Source organism: Deltaproteobacteria bacterium HGW-Deltaproteobacteria-4 (genome assembly GCA_002841765.1).
In the GTDB taxonomy this organism is placed as follows: domain Bacteria; phylum Desulfobacterota; class Desulfuromonadia; order Desulfuromonadales; family UBA2197; genus UBA2197.
Genome location: PHAV01000004.1, coordinates 118924 through 139640, shown reverse-complemented (window position 1 = coordinate 139640; position 20717 = coordinate 118924). Strand labels below are relative to the sequence as shown.

Genomic DNA, 20717 nt, shown 5'->3' with positions numbered 1-20717 from the left:
GAAAATTATTTCGAACACTGTCATTGACTGTTTTCCAGTTGATCAAGGAGCCGGCAAAGTTCTGCCACCACCAAAGCTTCAATCTTCTCCCCTTTTGCCGCTGTCGCTTTGCCTGGATCGCCAATCACCCCACCTGGCCAATATTTCTGCTTGTCCCGCGTCAGGATACCGACAGGGAATGCAGGAAACTCCCGAGGTGCACGCCCCTGAACAAGATGAGGGTGACTGTGCAAAATCCGTGAGGTCTCGATTTCACCGGCGTGAGCATCCCCTTCCGTCTCAATAATCCCCTGCCCGGCCCGACTCGCCAGCATATATTCCGTCACCACGGCAATATGCAGATCTGGAAAAGTATCGAGCAAGATCTCACCGGCGTCGATGAGGGTCGATGTATGTGTCCCGCCGGCGTGGCCGGTCAACAGGATAAAGTTACGTAAACCATGCTGATAAAGTGAGGAACAGATGTCAATCGTCAGGGCACGCAAGGTGGTGGTAGAGATGGAGATGGTGCCGGGATGCTGCCGGGTCGAACGGCAGACACCGTAGTGGATCGGTGCTGCCACAAAGACCGGCCGCTGTTGTGCGGCCAGCAAAGAGACCTGCCAGGCCTGCATGGTATCGGTATCAAGGGGAAGATGCGAGCCGTGCTCTTCAATCGATCCGAAGGGGACAATGACACTGCGGCTTCTTAGCAGGCCGGCAGAAAAGTCAGTCATGGTCATTTCCGGGATCAACATGATGGAAGTTTCCTATGGATCAAGGGGCATTGAGAAAGTGGTGAACCTGCGGAATAACGCGAATATCATGATGAATGGCAGCGGCTAACGCCTGCATCTCCAGGAGTTGATGGGCAGCGAGACTGACGCGACGCTCGATCGTCTGGGGTTGCAGGATCATCGGCACATCAGGTGCGATCTCGTGAATAAAACGAACAGCAGCAAGGAGTTCATCAAAAGACGTCTGAGGTCCAACGACCAGCTTGACCTGACACGGGGACTGCGCCGCCAGGGCGAGAAAACGCTTATGCTCTTCCCATGGAGTCGGCACCCCCGTCACTGATGCGAGCTTGAAATCCATGGAGATGAAGTCGATCTCGCCCAGCAAAGGAACCAGGTCCTCCGGGAGGGTGCCATTGGTTTCAAGATGTATCGGCAGGATTTTGCGCAGTTCCGGTAGCCAGACAGCGAGGGCATCGGCCTGGCAGAGGGGTTCTCCGCCGGTAATACTGATCGAATGGTGGGCGCCGGGGAGGTCCCGATTCCACCCGGCGACAAGCTCGGCGATTTCATAGACCGGCACCGGATTTTCTCTATCGGTCGAGAAACCACAACCGGGGCGAATTTCACTGGGGAAGAGGGAGGCGCGAAAAAACTCCGTGTCACAGTAGGCACAAGACAGATTGCAGTCAGCGAGACGAATAAAGATCTGCCGGCGGCCGAGGTGCAGTCCTTCCCCCTGAATTGAGGAGAAGACTTCAACCACCATGGCACTACTCAAGGGAGTAACTCGCGCAGGCAAAATCAGATTCCCAGACATTGACCAGCGACACGGTGACGTTCGCGTTATTGAGAATGCGACTGAGTTCCTCAAAGAGATAACGGGCGATATTTTCCGACGAGGGGCTCACCCCTTTGAACATCGGCAGGTCGTTGAGATATTTATGGTCGAGAGTTTCGAGAAGGCGGCGGGTCTCGGCCTTGAGGATCTTGAAGTCGATACCGAGCCCCGATTTGTCGAGATCACGGGCAGCGACCGTCACATCGACCTTCCAGTTATGGCCATGTAAATTTTCACAATCGCCTTGATATTGCAAAAGGTTGTGGGCAGCAGCAAAGGAGGTTTGAATGGTCAGGCGATACATGAATAGGGTATCTCAAACTTTCTTGGTGATAGGAAAAGGGGTCAGTATCTGACCCCTTTTCCTTGTTTGTACAGCCATGAAGAATATTAAAAATCGAGACTGAGTTGAACGGACGCTTTTGCCAATTTAGGAACTTCTTCTCCGTCAAATTGAACCTTATCTGGAGACATGGCTGCAGCAAGATCAAGACGAAGTGCCCAGAGGTTCAAACCGAGGCCAGCTGTGTAGACGAAACCGGTATCACTTTCAGCTAAATTCTTATAAGCACCGCCGCGCAGTGCCAGGAAACGGAGGAGGTCCCATTCAAAACCGGCAGACAAATTCTGGGTCTTGTAATCAGTCAAAGCTGTTTCATTCTTGGTTAGATCGTAATCAACTTCAATCGTCAAGGTTTCAAAAGGAATAAAGGCGATACCAGCAGTAGCTTGGGGCTTAAGTTTCACATCCGCCACAGTTAATTTTTTCGGAACCGGGTTAGGAGTCCCGTCAGCAAAATTATAAAAGATGTCCTTTTCAAAGCCGTCAAATTTTGGTGAATTCAAGTTGCGGCCGACTAGACCAAAATTGAACATGCCATAACGGGCCAACACCCCGAGATCAACCCCATAAGTGGTTGTCTCCTGATAATTTTCATCAGATTTCTCAAGAACGTCACCAGAATCTTCATTAAAGACAAGCACTTCCGTACCATAGACGCGCCCCTTCATCACCTTGAGGTTGGCACCCATCGCAATATTATCATTCAGGGCGTAACCATAAGTCAGGGGAACTTCAGCGACACCAAATCCATTCAATACGACAGTCGTGGTATTTTGATTAAGTGTTCCTGCTGCTGTATTTATATTCCCGAACGTATTGACCAGTTCATCTGCTTGCTGCAGTGTAAGTCCCTGCTGTGCGGCGTAATATTCGATAACATCAGCAGCCTGAGAATTTAAGGGAGTATTCCCACCCAAAGCAATAAGCAATAAATCGTATTGAGCTGTTGTGAAATAAGTCGCCGTACCATCATAACTGATACCAGTTGTTGGAGCTGCTGCATTGATATCGCTGGAGAGATTTCCAGAATTCAATGTCAGACCCAAGTTAGTCGTATCAATAGTGTTTTCAGGGACATAAACAACAACTTGAGAATACCCTCTTGCCCCAATCCCAAAGTTTTTAAAGCGCAGGCTGGTGCCGGCGTTCACATCGACCATCAAAGCATTCCCCGGCTCATCCAGTCCGTTCAAACTGGTCACCAGGTTGACAATATCCTGAAGATCACTTTCATTTTGAATGCCATAGTCACTCAGGTCACCAATTTCAATGTCGGCAAGCGTATCAAGATATTTCCCCATATCCTTCTTGATATCAACGCCGGCCCCGGCATAAACATCAAAACCTAAATCCTTGCGACCAAGTTTATTATCAGATTCATCCTCATTGTGCCGACCAAAGAAACCAAAGGCCGCCGGGTTGTAATATTGCGCGCTGTTGTTGTCGACCGACGCGACATTCGCTCCGGCCATCCCCATGGCACGCGGACCGACCATAAACGTGTCCATTGCTTGCGCCGTCGACATGCAGGTCACTGCTACGATGGCGGCCAATCCCATGACATACCTTTTATTCATATGCTTTTCTCCTTTTCACCACAGTGTACAAATAAAATTCCCAGCTAATCGTCATCCCGATCTGTCCCTGCAGCAAGATAACGTCCCAAAAAATCAGCTTTATAATCTGCAAAGGCGCCCTGCTCGATGGCAGTGCGGGCCCCTTCCATCATTTTCAGGTAAAAATGGACATTATGAATCGCCGCCAGGATCGCCGAAAGAATTTCATTGGCGTTATACAGATGATGCAGATAGGCACGCGTAAAGTTCTTACAGCAATAGCAGTCACAACTGGCATCGATCGGGAAGAAATCGCGCCGGAAGCGCCGACTGGTCAAGCGCAACTTGCCGCGGGTTGTGAAAAGAGTGGCGCTGCGCGCATAGCGGGTGGGGATAACACAGTCGAACATATCCATCCCGCGCTCAACGCTTTCAAGTATATCTTCCGGCAACCCGACCCCCATCAGATAGCGCGGTTTATTGACCGGCAGAAAGGGGGCGGTGTAATCGACAACCTTCTTCAGCAATTCGAGACCTTCACCGACCGAAACCCCGCCGATGGCGTAACCGGGGAGATCGAGCCCCGCCAGTTCGAGCGCGCATTCCCGCCGTAAATCTTCATAAACACTCCCTTGGACAATGCCGAACAGGGCTTGATCATGGGAACGTTTGTGCGATTTCAGACAAGTTTCGGCCCAACGCAAGGTCTTTTTGATCGACTTGGCAGCATAGTCATGGGTTGCCGGATAAGGGATACATTCATCAAAGGCCATAATGATATCGGCGCCGAGAGCATTTTCAATCGTGATCGCCTCTTTGGGCCCGAGAAAAATCTCCTCGCCGCTCACTTCATGACGGAAAAAGACTCCATCCTCGGTAATCCGTTTTTTGGGTAGGGAAAAGACCTGAAAACCGCCGCTATCCGTGAGGATCGGCTTATGCCAGTTCATAAACTGGTGCAGACCTCCGGCTTTTTGCACCAAAGCTTCCCCTGGTTTCAGATGCAGGTGATAGGTGTTGGAAAGGATAATCTGCGCGCCGCACTCTTCGACCTGCAAAGGAGTCATCGCCTTCATTGCGGCATGCGTCCCCACCGGCATGAAGATCGGAGTTTCGATAATGCCGTGCGGGGTCTCTAAACGCCCACGACGGGCAGCGGTCTGTGTATCGGTAGCAAGAAGCGTAAAATCAAACAAAGGTAAACTCCATCACAAAATAACGGCTAACTTTACAAAAATGATCAAAGAATTTAGCAGATGTCCAGAGAAAGAGCAATCACCGTGACCGTCCCCTCCCGTTTTCCCCGCCTTTTGCATGAAGCTCTGGTTTGTACGCACTCAATCGTTTATACTAAGGGAAAATTTTCTCAGACCGGATGGTCATGCCACGCATAATTCGCCATTTTTCACTTTTTGTTGCGCTCTCTCTCCTTTTGCACCTTGGGGTCTTTTTATATTTTGCGACCAGAAGTGAGGAGCCAGCACCCCCGACCCGCACCCCCGACCCTTTCTTTGTCGATCTGCGCGAAGCAGAACAAAAACCCCGCGAACTCGATCTTCCTATCCGTCAACTGGAGACCCCGCGCACCCAACCGGCGCCGAGGATAGCGGTGAGTGAACAGATTGCTGTACGTGAAGAAGCACCCAAAGGGAAAGATTCACGAGACACCACGACTATACCGACCACAAAAGAACTCCCGCAAGAAACAGAAGGGGCACAGCAGGAAGCAATCGATCCCAAGAGTCCCCTTGTTAGTGAGAGTGGGAATATGCCGATTCTGAGCCGGGAGAATCTGCTGATGTCGGCAAAGAGTGCAGCGCAGAGCATTGCGGATCTTGATCCGGAAATAAATCGAAAAATGCGGCGGGATGTCGAGGAGGGTCGGGCTGTCTGGCTTGATACCGAAAAAGATATTCTCGGTTCTTTCTACAAACGCTTTCGAAATTCCGTCGAGGATGTCTGGGACTATCCCAAAGATGCAATCGCTCGGGGTGAATTTGGCGTTTGTCTCTATCGGATCGAAATCAATCGCGCCGGGGTATTGGTCAATGCACCGGAGCTACTCAAATCGAGCGGATCAGCACGCCTCGACGCGGAAGCAGCGCGGGCGGTCATCGCCGCTGCTCCACGTTTCGGTTTTCTCCCCGATGCCTACCGCTACGAAACGCTCACCATCTTCGCCTACTTTGACTATCGTCTTGGCAGTCGGAGCCTTTACGGCGAAACATACTATCGCTAAACCCCTGAGATGATCAGATTTTACGGGTAATTTGCCAGCAGTTATGGATCCGCGGATTGCGGGCAAAGTCGCGGGGGATCGTTTTGGCGGTGATATCGACGATCTCCAGCTCGGGCAGAGCATTAGCATCCATTTTAAAGCGCCGGTTGTTATTGGAGAAGATCAGCACACCACCGGGATTCAGCAATCGACTGGTAGAACGCAGTAACGGGACATAGTCACGCTGCACATCAAAGCTTGCGCGCATCGACTTGGAGTTGGAAAAGGTCGGCGGATCAAGGAAGATCAAATCGAATTTACGCCGCGCTTCTTTCACCCAGGTCAGGCAGTCGGCCTGTACCAATTCATGGGTGCTGGTACTCATGCCGTTGAGAACAAAATTACGCTCGGCCCACTTGATGTAAGTCGATGACATATCGACACTGACCGATCTCCTCGCACCACCGAGAGCTGCCTGGACGGTGCAGGCGCCGGTATAACAGAACAGGTTGAGAAACTCTTTGCCCGGTGCTAGTTCATGAATCAGCTGCCGGGTATCGCGATGATCGAGAAAGAGCCCGGTGTCGAGATAGTCAGTGAGATTCACCAGCAGACGCGCGGACCCTTCCCGCACTTCCAGCATCCGGCCTTCGGCACCAAACTTTTCGTACTGTGTCGCCCCCTTCTGTCTCTTCCGCACCTTCAGCGCAATCTTGTCTCTGGAAACCTGTAAAGCCCCGGGCAGAGCCGCCAGAATTTCAACCAGCCGCAAGCGCGCCTGCTCCTCATCGATCGTCTTCGGTGCTTCGTACTCCTGCACATGTACGGCCGTGCCGTACATGTCGACCGCTACGGCATATTCGGGCATATCGGCATCATAAAGGCGATAACACTCAATCCCCTGACTCCGCGCCCATTTGCCGAGACTCTTTAAATTCTTGCGCAATCGATTGGCAAACATCTCCGCTCCGGCAGAAAGGGGCTTTTCTTCACCGGGAGGACGGGTGGCGGCACCATAAAAATATTCGTTTTCGATCTGAAAGTGGAGAAGACGGCACTCCAGGGCGCCATTGAAAAGGGTATTCTGCTTGACCGGCCGGATCTCCATCGCCCGCGCCAAATCAGGATTACCGGTAAAGATCGCCGCCTTCCAGCCGATAAACTCACTGCGCAACCGGGCACCAAGAGCGCCATACAGGGGCGCGAGTTGATTCTTCTCTCCGAGTCGTTCACCGTAAGGGGGGTTGACGACCACCAGTCCGGCTGTGCTCCCGGGACTACGAACCAACTCCTCAACATTCCGACGCTCAAAACGTAACTTGCCGCCAAACCCGGCGGCATCGGCATTGATGCGCGCTGACCTGATCGCTCCGACAGCACTGTCAAATCCGTAAAGGAGGGGCAGACGGGTCATGCCGACTTCGCGACGTTGTCGGGCTTCAGCCAGCAACGGACGCCAAAGGGCATCATCATGACCACGCCAACGCTTGAAGCCGAAATCCTCCCGGTACAGTCCCGGTGCGATATCAGCCGCAATCAATGCCGCTTCGATAACAAAGGTTCCTGAACCGCACATTGGATCGATCAGCGAGCCGCCATCAGCCGCAATCTTTGCCCAACCGGCACGCAGGAGAATCGCTGCCGCCAGATTTTCTTTAAGGGGGGCAAGGACGGTCTCGTGACGATAGCCGCGTTTGTGCAGACTCTCGCCGGAAAGATCGAGAGAAACAATTGCCCGGTCCCGGCGCAGATACAGGTTGAGGCGCAGATCCGGCTTCTCGACATCGACGTCAGGGCGAAAACCCCGCTCTTCGCGCAGCACATCGACGATGGCATCCTTGATCTTGAGTGCGGCAAAGCGGGAATGGGTGATTTCAGAGGAAGTGATCGTGGCATCGACGGCAAAGGTGGCACCGCTATCGAGATGTTCGCTCCAGGGGATATTTCTCGCGCCTTCATAAAGCTCTTGCGGCGTAGTGGCTGCGTATTCCGCCAAGGGCAAAAAAACCCTGCTCGCCAGACGCGACCAGAGGCAGACGCGATATGCGAGTTCGAGTGTGCCGCTAAAGTAGACCCCTGCTCGGGTTTCACGCAAAGAAATCGCGCCGAGAGAACGTAACTCTTCAGCCAGGAGGGGCTCAACCCCGAGGGGGGCGGTAGCAAAGAACGATTGCAACGGAAGCATTAAACCTCCTGCTGCCGGCGATAAATGGCAGCGTTGACTTCATCGAGATACTTAACGGGAACTTTGAGGTTGCCGCGATGCCCACCCAGGGTCAAAACTTCACCGTCAGCACCATGGAAGTCAGAACCACCGGTGACGACCAGGCCATTGCGCCGCGCCAGAGAGATAGTCCAATCGATCATGTCATTGTCTGCACCGTTATTGTAAGCCTCGATACCGTCAAGGCCCAGCTTTGTAAAGGTCTTGACCAGACCTTCAAGGGTACGGCGATCCGGAGTAATATACGGAGGATGCGCCAGAACTGCCGCGCCGCCGGCCCGGTGAATCAAGGCAATAGCATCTTCGATCGGGAAGAAATGCTTCTCGACATTGCACGGCACCAGATATCGCTCAAAAGCTTCCTCTTTATTCTGCACATGTCCGGCATCAAGAAGCGCCATGGCAATATGCGGCCGACCGATCGTCCCCCCGGCTTTCTCCTGCACTGTCGACAGATCGAGCAGTGTACGCCCTTCCCCCTGCAGCTTTTCATTGACGCGCTCGACGATATGTTCATTGCGGCGCTCTCGAAAGTCCCGAAAGCCTGCCAAAGCTTCAAGTAATTCGGGATGGTGGTGATCAAAGCCATAACCGAGAAGGTGAATGTCCTGGTAATCACCCCACTGTGTCGAAAGTTCAACAGCGGTCAGGACTTCAAGGCCAAGGGCCGAACCTGCCACCATGGCGGCATCTATTCCATCAATGTTGTCGTGGTCAGCCAGTGCCACCGCCGAAAGACCAATTGCTTTGGCCATCTGCATGACCTCTTCCGGCGCATAAAGTCCATCCGAAGAAGTACTGTGCAAATGTAAATCAATATATTGCGGCATAAGGGCTCCAAAAGCGTCCAGATTAAAATATTTACGGCGACAACTATAACGTCATTAAGACAAGAAGACAGTATCTTTTTTAAAAAACTCTTCACCTGCAATAAAAACAGGAGACACCGAGCGGCGTCTCCTGTTTTTATTCTGATACGAAATAGAACTGTTGAACTTAGCCGAGATCGCGACCACCAGCAGCAGCCCACTTCTCCAGCATATCGGTAGTGACCGACTTCGGACGCTCGATGGCATAACCAAGACCGCGGTCCCAGGTGATGTTGGCCATGCAGCCGAGGGCGCGACCGACACCGAAGAGGACGGTGTAAAAGTCATATTCGGTGAGACCATAGTACATCTGGATAACGCCAGACTGTGCATCGACGTTCGGCCAGGGGTTCTTGGTCTTGCCGTGCTCGGTGAGGACGCCAGGAGCAACTTCAAAGATCATGGCGACGACTTTGAAGAGAGCGTCATCCTTGAGACCCGGGGTGTTCAGGCAGAACTCGCGCTGCGCCATGTAGCGCGGATCGGTCTTACGCAGAACAGCGTGGCCATAACCGGGGATAACCTGACCGGCGTTGAGGGTGTCCCACAGCGCGTCTTTGATGAGTTCTTTGGTCGGCTCGACGCCTTTGCAGTACTTCTCCTGGAACTTGAGGGTCCAGTCGAGAACTTCCTGGTTGGCCAATCCATGCAACGGGCCGGCCAGGCCGTTGAGGCCCGCGGAGTAGGCATAGTAGGGGTCGGACAGAGCCGAATGAACCAGGTGAGTGGTATGAGCAGAAACGTTACCGGACTCATGGTCAGAGTGAAGGATGAAGTACATACGAGCAACATCCTTATACTCCTCGCTCTGACCGATCATGTGAGCGAAATTGGCGCCCATGTCGAGCTTCGGATCGATTGCAATCTGCTTGTCATTACGGTACTTGAGGTTGTAGATGAAAGCGGCAATGATCGGGATACGAGCACAAATATCACTGGCATCTTCGTAGACAGATTCCCAAGCGGTCATCTTGTTGAATTTACCGGAGTTATAGAAACCGGCAAATTTGGAGTCTTTCTGCAGGGTGAGCATGGCAACCGAAAGCATGACCATCGGATGGCTGTCACGGGGCAGGGCGCGGATGGCATCGAAGACATACTGGGGGACGACCTGACGGACTTTCCACTCGGCAACAACTTCGGCCACCTGAGCGTCGGTCGGGACATCGCCGGTCAACAGGAAGAACCAGAAGGACTCAACAGTCGGATAAGTCGAACCTGCAGCTTTGGGGAGGGCGGCAAAGGTCTCAGGGATATTCTTGCCACGGAAACGGATCCCTTCCTGGGGGTCCAGGTAGGAGATGTCGGTGACGAGGCTGCGAATGTCACGGGCGCCACCAATACACTGGTCAATGTTGACCTGGTCGATGATAACCTTACCGAATTCCTTGACGAGACGGGTGGTACGCGGACGGTGCGCTTCAATCTTCTGCTTTAGCGATTCCTTCAACGTCGACATGCTCTCTCTCCTTTATGATGGACAATATTCGATGGGAAACCCATCGACCGATACAACACAAATAAAACCAGGACATCCTCAGAGACTTCAATATCATCGAAGATAAACAAAAAACAAAGAGGGTTAGCTTCACAAATGCTAATCCCCTTCAATTTAAACAAACTTCTAACAATTAAGGCCTTCAAAGTCAAGAGATTTTTGTATACAACATTGTTTCAAAAACAGGAATTCGCCTCATGAAACTTCATATAATTTATTGAAATATCACAATAAAGCACAATGATTAAAATCATGTAATCCAACAAGAATCGATTTTACCAGGCAGTTTACACTGAAACCAGTTCAATCTCTGTCGTACCACCTACCCCCTACCCAAAGACCGATCGCTCTGCTATAGTTCCGGATATCTTTCACAATTCAATCAAGGATCACCTCGTTCATGCAAACACTCACGGTCGGTTTAATTCAACAAAGCTGCTCCTATGACCGCGCAGCGAATATTGAAAAGAGTCTGGGCGGCATCCGCAGCGCGGCGGCCCGGGGTGCAAAACTCATTGTCCTGGAAGAACTTCATACCGGTCCCTACTTCTGTCAACAGGAAGTAATAGCGAACTTCGATACTGCAGAAACGATCCCGGGTCCCTCGACTGAGTGTTTCAGTTCTATCGCCAAAGAACTCGGAGTAGTACTCATCCTCAGCCTCTTTGAACGTCGCGCTCCCGGTCTTTACCACAACACCGCCGTGGTTATCGAACAGGACGGTTCTATCGCCGGGCGTTACCGCAAAATGCACATCCCCGATGATCCCGGCTATTACGAAAAGTTCTACTTCACCCCGGGCGACCTCGGTTTTACCCCTATCCAGACTTCAGTCGGCAAACTCGGCGTCCTGGTGTGCTGGGATCAATGGTATCCGGAAGGTGCACGTTTGATGGCGTTAGCCGGGGCCGATATCCTCATCTATCCAACGGCGATCGGCTGGGATCCGCAGGACGCTGCTGTTGAACAGGAACGCCAGCGCGACGCTTGGCTCACCATTCAACGTAGTCACGCGATCGCTAACGGTTTGCCGCTGATCAGCGTCAACCGCGTCGGCTTTGAAGCCGACTCTTCGCATCAGACCGCTGGCGCACTGTTCTGGGGGAGCAGCTTTGTCGCCGGCCCGCAGGGGGAGATCCTGGTGCAAGGAGGACAGGAGGACGAGGAGGTACTCATTGCCGCTATCGACTTCAACCGTTCCGAGCAAGTCCGCCGTATCTGGCCCTTTTTACGGGATCGCCGCATCGATGCTTATGGCGATCTCAACAAACGTTACCGGGACTGACATCATGGAACTGCAACTCACCGCCCAGGAAGCCCGTGTCCTCGGTTGCCTTATCGAAAAAGAAATGACGACTCCGGAATACTATCCTCTCACCCTTAATGCCCTGACCAATGCCTGTAATCAGAAATCGAACCGTGACCCGGTGATGACCCTGGATGAAACCGATGTTCTCCTCTGTCTCGACGCCCTGCGATTTCAGGGACTGGCGCTGCAGGCCGCAACGGACGGCGGTCGAGTCCCCAAATATAAGCACAACCTTGCGCAAAAACTTTACCTTGAACCGGAAGAACAGGCGATTCTTTGCGAACTCCTGTTACGAGGTCCGCAAACCGCAGGAGAGCTGCGCAACCGCTGTGAACGGATGTATGCCTTTAGCAATCTCGAAGCCGTAGAAGGGGTGCTTCACCTTCTAACCACTCGTAAAGAACCCCTTCTGATCAAACTCCCCCGTCTACCCGGTCGCAAGGAGAACCGCTTTGCTCATCTTCTCAGTGGCGTACCAGCCATTGAAGAGTCTGTGAAACATGAATCGGCGCCGGAAACGGAACGCCATCATGTTGAGGGACAGGAAACTAGAATCCTTGCCCTGGAAGAGGAGGTTGTCAAGCTGCGCTGCGAAGTCGCCAGCCTGACCTCCGCCTTTGCCGCGTTCCGCAACCAGTTCGAATAAAAAATCTGACGATAATGGTTGCAATTATTGCGAAGCTGATATATATTTAAAAAACGAATCAAGCAACATCCCTTGATTCGGGTCAGCTTTCGTTTAACAGGGGAGAAACCCCGGAAAGGAGATAAAACTATGTGGACTTTAACCTACATGCTCCGTCCAATCACCCGCTGCAAGGAAGGTTGCCGAAGTTAGCCCTCATAACGGGGGCTGCCTGAAGGCTAATGAGCAAAGCCCCGCTGAAAAATCAGCGGGGCTTTTTATTTTTGAAACGAGGAAAGACAAGGAGGGCGCCGTCGCCGCCCAGATCTTTCGGGGCAAAAGCCCACTCACTCACCAACGGCGCTCCGTCGGTACGCAAAAAGCGCGCAATCTCTTCGCGCAGAATCGCTTCACCACTACTGTTCTTCCCCCAACCGGTAATGATCAAAACCAGCGGATAACCGTGATGCACAGCATTTTCAAGAAAATGCGCAACACGACGTCGCGCTTCACTGCGGGAAAAACCGTGCAGATCAAGGCGCTCGCTAGGCCGCAAACGACCCTGCTCAACCAATTTCATCCGACGCGGCGCAGCAGTCGGCACCTCAAGATCAGGAATCTCGTCATGAAAGAAAACCTCCATCCCCTCAATCGCCGACAAGAAGAGCTCCTGATCATTGCCGGGCTCGATCGGAGCGAGTCTGACGACGGTGGCGGGCGACGCAGCTGACGAACGCTCAATCCCGTCAAGTCGCTCATCTGTGGGGAGAATTTTTACTCCGAGACCTTTCATCTCCTCCGAAAAATCATATTCCGGAATGACTGCCCTCGGTAACGGCGGAGGTGCGGCCTTGATCTCCCCCTGTACCGGAAAAGAAAGCCCCTTCAAATTCTTGAAGGGGCTGGTATTAAAATCATGACTCTTTTTTTTACTCATCTGACATAATTTCCTGCCGGCAAATATCTCAGCGCATGGGGATTTTACGCCGCCCCTGCATGGCTCTCGTTTGCTCCTTGACCAGATTCCCGGTCTTTTCCAAATGGAACTGATACCAAAGCTCGCCCCATTCTTTCATCTTCATCTTCTTCCCCTCGCGCAACAACACCAGGTTCGCATTGAGGATATCATTCCCGCCGGTCTTCTTCAGGCCCTTTTCCATAACCTCGATAGCCTTGCCATGCTGACCGGTCTCTTCGAGGCAATAAGCATAAAGATTCCAGAGCATCGGCTCCTTTTTGTTGGCAGAGACCGCCTTTTCAAACGTATCGATCATCAACGAGGACTTGTTCTTCTTCATATAAGTAACGGCCAGCATCCCCATCGCCGGCCAGTTACGGATGAAGCCTTCCTTGAGAAACTCAAAGGCTGTGGAAAAATCGCGGCGCAAAAAATGAATCATGCCGATCTGGGAACGGATCTGCCCTTTGAGATAAACCTGCCAGGGCGCATAAACCAATGCCGTCTCCAGGACTTTGATCGCTTTCTCCGGGTGATTCGCCTGCAGGTCCTTTTGCACCACATCCATGATCGCTGTCACCCTTTTCATCACGATGCGCGTAGCGAAAAAAATTGCGGCCACTGTCACCAGCACGAAAACAAAAAATCCACCCCAGAGCCCCAAGGGACTCAAGGCGGCAAGAGTACCGGCGATCAAGCCAATAGCAAACGAAATCAAGATGTTATACATAAATAATAGGAGATCCTTTCAGATAATAAAGGCGGCACTTTAGCAACCCTTGGACAAAATGTCAAAAAAGAAGAGGGCTACTCTTCGACCAGCCATTGATCAACGCGCTGCTGCAAGTCGCCCCAGTTGTCGCCAAGACGTTCACGGAGAAAGACCGCAATCAGACTGTCGAAGAGTTGCAATCCTTCTTCGATAATATGCATCCGTTCGTAAAAGACCGCTTCGCGCTCGCGCTGTGGGTCAGCGACATCTTCCCGTTCGAGACGTACCGACGGTCCCTTGAAACTGCCAAAGGTGAAGAACTCACCTTTAAGATTGAAACGCCAGAAGTCCTCACCCTTCTCCAGACAGATGACCCCCTCGCGAACAACCTTCCCCCCCTGCAGGGCGGCGCGAACTTCGCGGAAACTGTCCTGCGGTCCACTAACGGCAATCTTTTGGCTGCCGCCACTGCTCTCTCCCTGGAGGACAATACGGTCATTGAGGTAGGCGACAAAGACTTCGCCATGCGCGGCGGGTCCGGGACGACAGACAGCATACTCCGAGCCTTCATTCATCGTTCGGTACAGGAGCCAGAGGAGAAAATCTTCGCCAAACCAAAGGTTATCACGAATCTGTTCAAGTAGATTCTCATTGCTGGCGCGATTCGCTTCTTTCAACTTCAGCAACAGAGCCGGATCGACCACCCCTTCTGCGCGGCGCAGCGGATAGAGGGGGGTCAGGGTCAGACCCTCAAAGGTCTGCTTGAAATAGCCTTCGAGGATTTCAGTCATCTTGGGGCTAATCGAAGTAAAGGTGACGGTCCCGGCGCGGGTATCCCAGATCATATCGTAGACAGCCGGCGCCGGCAGGGTGCGTGCCAGCAGGGAGCCCATCACAGCTTCCTTGAGCTCTTCCCGCTTGGCCTTGGCAATCCGCGCCAGGCCGGGGTTCTGTGCATGGTAGGCACGACAGGCAAGATCAAAGTGGGCACGGAGGAGTCCGGCCGGGATGCGGCGCTGATCACGGCGCAGGGAGAAGACCAGCCAGTTGTCGCGACGGAAATCTCCTTCCTGACTGAAGTCACTCCCCTGACTGTCATCAAGATGCACCCAACCGACCGAGACCTCTTCGCTGCTGTTATCGATCGACTGAAATCCTCGCTCGGCAAGACGCCCTTGCGCCCAGGCGGCCAGATCCCCGTCCGGCAGAGGACCGTTGACTTCGTAGTGACAAATTGTGACGGTATTGGACAGAATCCCCATAAACTTAACAGCCCGCCTTGTCGGCACGCCTTTTGGCGCTGTCGACGGTGTTGTAAAGGAGCATGGTGATGGTCATCGGACCAACCCCGCCCGGCACCGGCGTAATCGCACTGACCCGCTCTAAGGCGCCGGCATAATCAACATCACCGACCAGCTTCTTCTCGCCGACGCGATTCACCCCGACATCGATGACGACCGCGCCTGGCTTGATCCAGTCGCCCTTGATCATCTCCGGCCGACCGACCGCCGCGATCACCACATCTGCGCGCCGCACTTCATCAATAAGATTGGCCGTGCGCGAATGGCAGATCGTCACCGTTGCATGTTTCGCCAGACACATCAGCGCCACCGGTTTACCGACGATATTGGAGCGCCCCACCACCACCACATGCTTGCCGGCAAGCTCAACGCCAGTGTATTCCAGCATCTTCATCACCCCGTAAGGTGTACAGGGTTGGAAGAGGGGGTTCCCAGTAACCAGACGTCCGACATTGTAAGGATGAAAGCCGTCGACATCCTTGCTCGGCGAGATCGATTCAAGGACGCGACTTTCGTCGATCTGCTTCGGCAGGGGGAGTTGGACAAGGATCCCGTCAATGCGGGCATCGTTATTCAGTTCGGCGATCAACGTGAGCAATTCAGCCTCGGTCGTCTCCGCGGAAAGTTTATGTTCTACTGAATAGATGCCGGTATCAGCGCAGGCCTTCTCCTTCATCGATACATAGACGCGGCTGGCCGGATCTTCACCGACCAGAACGACCGCCAAGCCAGGGACAACTGTTCTGGCTGCCAGATTCTGCACGTCTGCGGCGATCTCTTTACGCATTTCAGCTGCGATCAACTTGCCATCGATTACTTTGTTCATCTCACGAACCTCCGGTTATGTGTGAATTTTTATAGCAACGAAGAGAATTTATTGTGCCTTTGCCAGTTCCGCCAGTATCTCGTCCCGTTCGGCACGGGTACGCTTGGCCAATGCGGCGGCCTCCTCATAGAAACGGCTGAGATCGCCATCGGTCCGCTGCAGCAGCGCCAGAAAAGAAGGTTTACGATCGTGATAGGTGGCGACAGCAGCGAGACGCGCATTATTGACCGGCCGCTCGAACCAGCGATCAAAACCACTGTATCCCTGCCATGTTTCGTCCCGTAGAAGCTGATAACGTTGACGGAGTAGGCTGAAAACCGCCTTCTTCTCTGCGCGCATCACCTGAAGCGACTTGCCGGAGGCATATAGGACTTCGAGGTCATGCCGGGTCTGCAGCAAAAGAGCAACAAAGGCCTGCCGCCGCTCCTGTTCCTCCATCGCGTCCGCCGCAGGCGCCTGTCCCTGGCGGGCAAGCCAGCGCTTTACCCCTTCCGCCTCGACAACTTCGGCAAAGGCTTCATTAAAAGAAGAATCGTCCTTAACGTAAAGCTGCTGATGGGCTAGCTCGTGAAAGATCTGTCCTGCCAGCGCCGCTTCCGGCCAATCGATAAAAGTATTGAGAACCGGATCGTCAAACCAGCCGAGGGTCGAGTAGGCACTGACCCCATAAAGATCGGTCTCATAGCCCTGATCGCGCAAGCCAGCTGCAAAGCTCTCGGCCTTGCGGGGATCGTAATATCCGCGATAACTGACGCAACCGGCAAAAGGAAAGCACCAGATCAGGGGCTGCAGAGAGAACTCCTTGGCGGCAATCACATTGGTGACGACAGCGGCGCGCTGAATATCGGCATAACTGCGATAGCTATCATTCTCCGGCAGGTCCAGCTCATGACTGGCAAAATCGCGAATTTCCAGCACCAGTTGCAGCCGCTCTTTAAGTGCAGGAGTAATTTTCGACTCGACAAGGAGTTGTTCAATCGGCCGGCGCGCCAGGAGAATTTTTACATGTCCCTGTATTGCCTGGGCATAATAGCCAAGATCGCTGCACAGAGCCAGTCCCGGAGTACAGAAAACCAAACCGCAGAGACTGGAGAAGAGCAGCATGGCCCGCTTCATGGCAAGAACTGCTGAACGCAAAAAAAGGATTCCGGCCCGGACCTGCGCTGATTATCCATACCGAAAACCTCCTGTGAGCAAATAAAAAACCCCGGCTACTTTGAGTCGGGGGGCTTTATCTATTCTTGCGCCGCTTTGGGGCAACCGGCGCAGCCGCCACCCTCGGCTTTGGCAGCACAAGACGGAGCGGCACCGCCATTGCCGTAACTCTGCTGGTACCAGCCGCCCCCTTTAAGGGCAAATCCTGCCTGAGAAATCAGCTTGCGCACTTCACCCTGGCACTTGGGACAGACAGTCAAAGGCGCATCGGAAAATTTCTGCCGGGCCTCAAAATTATTACCGCAGGCCTGACATTCGTATTCATACATCGGCATAGCTAACAACCTCCTGAGCTTGTTTCGGGCGTCAATGTAATGGCTTCATCGACGACTGTCAAGAGAAAGGAAGGACAAAAAAACTTTGTAACTTACAGCGGCAGTGTTATAATTTACCTTTTGAAAAAAAACCGCTTTCGCCCTCCCCCCTTGACCTTTCGGGGCTGGCACAAATCCAGTCCAGACGAGCTGACAGGTATGAATTTGCAGCACTACGACATAAAATCTTTAGCAGCGAAAAAGAGTCCGTCAGTCTATACCGTTCTTCTCCATGAAATTGACCACCCCCTGCCGCTCACGGTGCTGCGCAACGGCCAGCCGGTCGACAGCTCGACAGCGGATATCCCTTTTCTGCTACGACCGCTGACAATGGAATATGCCCATTATCGCTACCTCCTGGCCAATCATTTCACGCAAATCCTCGACAACGACACCTTCTGCTGGCCATTGTTGATGCAGGAGGGTGATACCTTTACGCAAGTACGGATTGACAAGGAACCACGGCATGGAACCCTCCACCTCGATCTCCAACTGGAAGGACTGATTATTCGCCGCCTGCTGGATGACGGCAGCCATATCAGCCCCCGCACCGCGCGCATCCGGGATTGGCTGGCCGACTTTGCAGCAAAACGCTTCGTGCGCCTGGCAAGCGACAACTGGCAGCTCTGGGACACCCTCATCCTCGACGGAATCCTCCAGGACGATGGCAGCTGCCTGATCCCCCCCCAGCGTTTCAGTGGCATCGAACTGATCGCTGCCGCCGGTCAAACGCCGCAACTGGACGACCTAACCCTGGCCATCACCGGGAACGCCCAATCGCCGGAGCAGCGCTTGCTCAACGATTATAAAATCGATGTCATCCTCGATGCGACAGATAGCGAACAACTCTTTATTCACGCCGTCACCCAGACAGCCAACCGATTATTCCCCCTTGACCAGCATGCCCTTGCCCTTTTTTGTGAAGCGAGCTTTGCTGTGGTCGCGGCGCCGCTGCGCACCCTGAAGCGTCGCCGTGTCATTTATGATGCTTACTTCGCCGCCCGCCGTGAAAGCGGCATCACCGCCCATCGCCGCGTCCTGCGCAATTTTTTACAGGGACCGGATTTTCGTAAACGGGCCGTGGTGCGCGAAGCCAAGGGGATGATAGAAGAAGCTCTCAGCCGCGATCAGCAGGAGAACTGGCTGCTGCAGCTCGACGGAGCCAACTGGGTGCTGCAACAGCGTAACCACCAGAAAGAAGTGGCGCTGCTGGAGATCCTTTACCAGCACTTCGGTGTCACCGCCCTGCGCGATGCCCAGATCCCCGGCGAACTGGTGGTGCCGCGCCGCTCCTTCTTCAGCTCCTTACCGATGCTGTTGCCGGCCCTGCAAGAGATTGGCGTTGAACTCTCCCTGGCTGGCCAAACGACGGTTCCGGCCGCAATCGAGATCAAGATCAACGCTACTGCCGCCGGCATCGACTGGTTTGAACTCCGTCCGGAGATCCGTTACAACGGTACCCTCTTCAGTGAAGATGAGTGGCGCCGCGCCCTCGCTGACGGTCTCTTTGAAGCCGGTGGCGAGCTCCATCTCCTTGATGCTCTCAGCCTGCAGGCCCTCTCCCTCCTCGCCGCCATGGCACCGACCCAGCGCCAACGGAAAGGGGAAGATGTCCTGCGCATCCCCCGCCTGCACATCCTCGATTGCCTCGCCCTCCGCCGCCTCGGTGCCAGCCTCGAACTCGCCGCGGACGATGCGAAAATCCTTCATGATCTCGAACACTTTTCCGACCTGCCCTCTCGCCCCCTGCCGCAACTCCAGGCGCAGCTGCGCGAGTATCAGCGCCATGGTTACGACTGGCTCGCCTTCCACTACGAGCACAAATTCGGCGCCTGCCTCGCCGACGACATGGGCCTCGGCAAGACCCTGCAAGCGATCAGCCTCCTAGCCGCCTTGCAGCAGGGGGTGCTCAGCAGTCGCACCCCGAAAAAAAAGGCGCTGCCGCATCTCGTCGTCATGCCGCCGAGCCTCCTCTTTAACTGGGAAAGTGAAATTGCCCGCTTTGCCCCGGAGCTGCGCACCACCATCTACCGCGGCCTTGACCGCAGCACCGACTTTAGAAATACCGATGTCGTCCTCACCTCTTACGACCTCGTGCGCCGCGATATCGAAAAGCTGACAAAGCTCCCCTTCCATGTCATCATCTTTGACGAAGCTCAGGCGGTGAAGAATCTCCGTACCGGCATCACTGCCGCGGCCCGGCGCCTGCAAGGGACCTTCAAACTTGCCCTCACCGGCACCCCGGTCGAGAATCACCTGGGCGAATTCTGGTCAATTATCGACCTCGTCCTCCCCGGCCTTCTTGGCGATGAAAAGGACTTTGGCGGCGCTCGCAGCAAAGATGAAGAACAGCGCCTCACCACCATCATCGCCCGGACCAAACCCTTTGTGTTGCGCCGCAGCAAGGATATGATCGCCGACGAGCTCCCGGCCAAGATCGAAATGGAGCTCCGCCTGGAGATGAACGAAGCGCAAAAACTCCTGTATCAGCAGACGGTCAACGAACTGCGCGGGACGGTCTCCTCTGCTTATAGCCAACAGAACGCCGGCCAGGCCCGCATCACCGCCCTCGCCGCCCTCACCCGCCTGCGCCGCCTCTGCCTCGATCCGCGCCTGGTCGGCGCCGAAATCGAAGGGGCAGCACCGAAGATTACCGCCCTCTGCGAACAACTCCAGGAACTTATGGAGGAAGGGCACAGCGTCCTCGTCTTCTCCCAGTTCACCACTTTTCTCGACCTTATCGAACCGGCCCTCGCTGCTGAGGGGATCCCCTGGCTGCGGCTCGACGGGTCGACCCCGGTGGCGCAGCGCAAGGATCTTGTCCATCGTTTTCAAGGGAGCAAAGTCCCGCAAGTCTTTCTGCTCAGCCTCAAAGCCGGCGGACGCGGCCTCAACCTCACCCGGGCGAGTTACGTCATCCACCTCGACCCCTGGTGGAATCCGGCGGTCGAGAATCAGGCTTCCGACCGCGCCCACCGTATCGGCCAGACGCGTACTGTGACCGTGTTGCGTTTGTTGATGCAGCACACTGTCGAAGAGAAGATGATGATGCTCAAGAGCCGCAAGGAAAAGCTCTTTAAAGCCCTGCTGGAGGAAGGACGGGATGCCGGGGATGTGCCGTTGACGCGGGCAGATTTCGAATTTTTGATCGAGGGGTGACGCTGAAAATAAATCGGGCGACGCAAGCGTCGC

General features: G+C 54.0%; 18 protein-coding genes. 4 read left to right on the top strand and 14 right to left on the bottom strand.

The genetic code is table 11. The features are described 5' to 3' along the window. Positions 1–20 precede the first annotated feature (20 nt). From CVU69_03970 to CVU69_03950, 5 genes are all read right to left on the bottom strand, one after another. Positions 21–737, bottom strand: a complete 717-nt coding sequence (locus CVU69_03970) for a creatininase (GenBank protein PKN13165.1) — start codon at positions 735–737, stop codon at positions 21–23. A 19-nt stretch (positions 738–756) separates the two neighbouring features. After that, positions 757–1536, bottom strand: coding sequence for a radical SAM protein (locus CVU69_03965; protein PKN13164.1), 780 nt, complete (start codon positions 1534–1536; stop codon positions 757–759). Then, complete coding sequence (queD, locus tag CVU69_03960; GenBank protein ID PKN13163.1) at positions 1490–1861, bottom strand: 6-carboxytetrahydropterin synthase QueD; 372 nt, start codon at positions 1859–1861, stop codon at positions 1490–1492. Before queD ends, CVU69_03965 begins: the two co-directional genes overlap by 47 nt. A gap of 86 nt (positions 1862–1947) precedes the next feature. Continuing rightward, on the bottom strand, positions 1948–3477 hold the full coding sequence (locus CVU69_03955; protein PKN13162.1) for a hypothetical protein: 1530 nt from the start codon (positions 3475–3477) through the stop codon (positions 1948–1950). 44 nt (positions 3478–3521) lie between these two features. After that, a complete protein-coding gene (locus tag CVU69_03950) occupies positions 3522–4652 on the bottom strand; it encodes a tRNA guanosine(34) transglycosylase Tgt (protein ID PKN13161.1) in 1131 nt (376 codons plus the stop codon). Between the two features lie 179 nt (positions 4653–4831). On the opposite strand from CVU69_03950, the gene CVU69_03945 reads away from it, so the two are divergent. Continuing rightward, on the top strand, positions 4832–5695 hold the full coding sequence (locus CVU69_03945) for a hypothetical protein (GenBank protein ID PKN13160.1): 864 nt from the start codon (positions 4832–4834) through the stop codon (positions 5693–5695). A gap of 13 nt (positions 5696–5708) precedes the next feature. Here the strand turns inward: CVU69_03945 and CVU69_03940 are convergent, their stop codons facing one another. The 3 genes from CVU69_03940 to CVU69_03930 all read right to left on the bottom strand — a co-directional run bounded on the left by CVU69_03940 (position 5709) and on the right by CVU69_03930 (position 10226). After that, complete coding sequence (locus tag CVU69_03940) at positions 5709–7859, bottom strand: bifunctional 23S rRNA (guanine(2069)-N(7))-methyltransferase RlmK/23S rRNA (guanine(2445)-N(2))-methyltransferase RlmL (GenBank protein PKN13159.1); 2151 nt, start codon at positions 7857–7859, stop codon at positions 5709–5711. Further along, positions 7859–8728 carry a phosphatase gene (locus CVU69_03935; GenBank protein PKN13158.1) on the bottom strand — a complete coding sequence of 290 codons (870 nt, stop codon included), beginning with the start codon at positions 8726–8728 and terminating at the stop codon, positions 7859–7861. Before CVU69_03935 ends, CVU69_03940 begins: the two co-directional genes overlap by 1 nt. A 166-nt stretch (positions 8729–8894) precedes the next feature. Continuing rightward, entirely contained in the window at positions 8895–10226 is a 1332-nt protein-coding gene (locus tag CVU69_03930; GenBank protein PKN13157.1) for a type I citrate synthase, read from the bottom strand. A gap of 439 nt (positions 10227–10665) precedes the next feature. On the opposite strand from CVU69_03930, the gene CVU69_03925 reads away from it, so the two are divergent. Together CVU69_03925 and CVU69_03920 are read left to right on the top strand one after the other, a co-directional pair. Further along, complete coding sequence (locus tag CVU69_03925) at positions 10666–11550, top strand: acyltransferase (protein ID PKN13156.1); 885 nt, start codon at positions 10666–10668, stop codon at positions 11548–11550. Positions 11551–11554: 4 nt separating this feature from the next. Beyond that, the gene (locus CVU69_03920) at positions 11555–12220 is read left to right on the top strand and encodes a DUF480 domain-containing protein (GenBank protein PKN13155.1); all 666 of its coding nucleotides are present in this window, start codon (positions 11555–11557) and stop codon (positions 12218–12220) included. Positions 12221–12464: 244 nt separating this feature from the next. On the opposite strand, the gene CVU69_03915 is transcribed toward CVU69_03920, so the two are convergent. From CVU69_03915 to CVU69_03890, 6 genes are all read right to left on the bottom strand, one after another. Further along, a complete protein-coding gene (locus CVU69_03915) occupies positions 12465–13136 on the bottom strand; it encodes a hypothetical protein (protein ID PKN13154.1) in 672 nt (223 codons plus the stop codon). A gap of 28 nt (positions 13137–13164) precedes the next feature. Beyond that, positions 13165–13887, bottom strand: coding sequence for a hypothetical protein (locus CVU69_03910; GenBank protein PKN13153.1), 723 nt, complete (start codon positions 13885–13887; stop codon positions 13165–13167). Between the two features lie 77 nt (positions 13888–13964). Further along, entirely contained in the window at positions 13965–15131 is a 1167-nt protein-coding gene (locus CVU69_03905) for an exonuclease (protein PKN13152.1), read from the bottom strand. Between the two features lie 4 nt (positions 15132–15135). Further along, positions 15136–15996, bottom strand: coding sequence for a bifunctional methylenetetrahydrofolate dehydrogenase/methenyltetrahydrofolate cyclohydrolase FolD (locus tag CVU69_03900; protein PKN13151.1), 861 nt, complete (start codon positions 15994–15996; stop codon positions 15136–15138). A 48-nt stretch (positions 15997–16044) separates the two neighbouring features. Further along, complete coding sequence (locus tag CVU69_03895; protein PKN13150.1) at positions 16045–17112, bottom strand: aminopeptidase; 1068 nt, start codon at positions 17110–17112, stop codon at positions 16045–16047. Positions 17113–17231: 119 nt separating this feature from the next. After that, positions 17232–17486, bottom strand: a complete 255-nt coding sequence (locus tag CVU69_03890; protein ID PKN13149.1) for a transcriptional regulator — start codon at positions 17484–17486, stop codon at positions 17232–17234. 39 nt (positions 17487–17525) lie between these two features. On the opposite strand from CVU69_03890, the gene CVU69_03885 reads away from it, so the two are divergent. Continuing rightward, positions 17526–20684 carry a hypothetical protein gene (locus CVU69_03885; GenBank protein ID PKN13148.1) on the top strand — a complete coding sequence of 1053 codons (3159 nt, stop codon included), beginning with the start codon at positions 17526–17528 and terminating at the stop codon, positions 20682–20684. Positions 20685–20717: the final 33 nt, after the last annotated feature.

What these genes read in the sequence shown, in the direction of transcription:
- CVU69_03965 (PKN13164.1), bottom strand. Translation starts at nt 1,536, where the DNA reads ATGTCTGGGAATCTGATTTTGCCTGCGCGAGTTACTCCCTTGAGTAGT.
- CVU69_03935 (PKN13158.1), bottom strand. Translation starts at nt 8,728, where the DNA reads ATGCCGCAATATATTGATTTACATTTGCACAGTACTTCTTCGGATGGA.
- CVU69_03930 (PKN13157.1), bottom strand. Translation starts at nt 10,226, where the DNA reads ATGTCGACGTTGAAGGAATCGCTAAAGCAGAAGATTGAAGCGCACCGT.
- CVU69_03895 (PKN13150.1), bottom strand. Translation starts at nt 17,112, where the DNA reads ATGAAGCGGGCCATGCTGCTCTTCTCCAGTCTCTGCGGTTTGGTTTTC.
- CVU69_03920 (PKN13155.1), top strand. Translation starts at nt 11,555, where the DNA reads ATGGAACTGCAACTCACCGCCCAGGAAGCCCGTGTCCTCGGTTGCCTT.
- CVU69_03940 (PKN13159.1), bottom strand. Translation starts at nt 7,859, where the DNA reads ATGCTTCCGTTGCAATCGTTCTTTGCTACCGCCCCCCTCGGGGTTGAG.
- CVU69_03910 (PKN13153.1), bottom strand. Translation starts at nt 13,887, where the DNA reads ATGTATAACATCTTGATTTCGTTTGCTATTGGCTTGATCGCCGGTACT.
- CVU69_03970 (PKN13165.1), bottom strand. Translation starts at nt 737, where the DNA reads ATGTTGATCCCGGAAATGACCATGACTGACTTTTCTGCCGGCCTGCTA.
- CVU69_03945 (PKN13160.1), top strand. Translation starts at nt 4,832, where the DNA reads ATGGTCATGCCACGCATAATTCGCCATTTTTCACTTTTTGTTGCGCTC.
- CVU69_03955 (PKN13162.1), bottom strand. Translation starts at nt 3,477, where the DNA reads ATGAATAAAAGGTATGTCATGGGATTGGCCGCCATCGTAGCAGTGACC.
- queD (PKN13163.1), bottom strand. Translation starts at nt 1,861, where the DNA reads ATGTATCGCCTGACCATTCAAACCTCCTTTGCTGCTGCCCACAACCTT.
- CVU69_03905 (PKN13152.1), bottom strand. Translation starts at nt 15,131, where the DNA reads ATGGGGATTCTGTCCAATACCGTCACAATTTGTCACTACGAAGTCAAC.
- CVU69_03915 (PKN13154.1), bottom strand. Translation starts at nt 13,136, where the DNA reads ATGAGTAAAAAAAAGAGTCATGATTTTAATACCAGCCCCTTCAAGAAT.
- CVU69_03890 (PKN13149.1), bottom strand. Translation starts at nt 17,486, where the DNA reads ATGCCGATGTATGAATACGAATGTCAGGCCTGCGGTAATAATTTTGAG.
- CVU69_03900 (PKN13151.1), bottom strand. Translation starts at nt 15,996, where the DNA reads ATGAACAAAGTAATCGATGGCAAGTTGATCGCAGCTGAAATGCGTAAA.
- CVU69_03885 (PKN13148.1), top strand. Translation starts at nt 17,526, where the DNA reads ATGGCTTCATCGACGACTGTCAAGAGAAAGGAAGGACAAAAAAACTTT.
- CVU69_03925 (PKN13156.1), top strand. Translation starts at nt 10,666, where the DNA reads ATGCAAACACTCACGGTCGGTTTAATTCAACAAAGCTGCTCCTATGAC.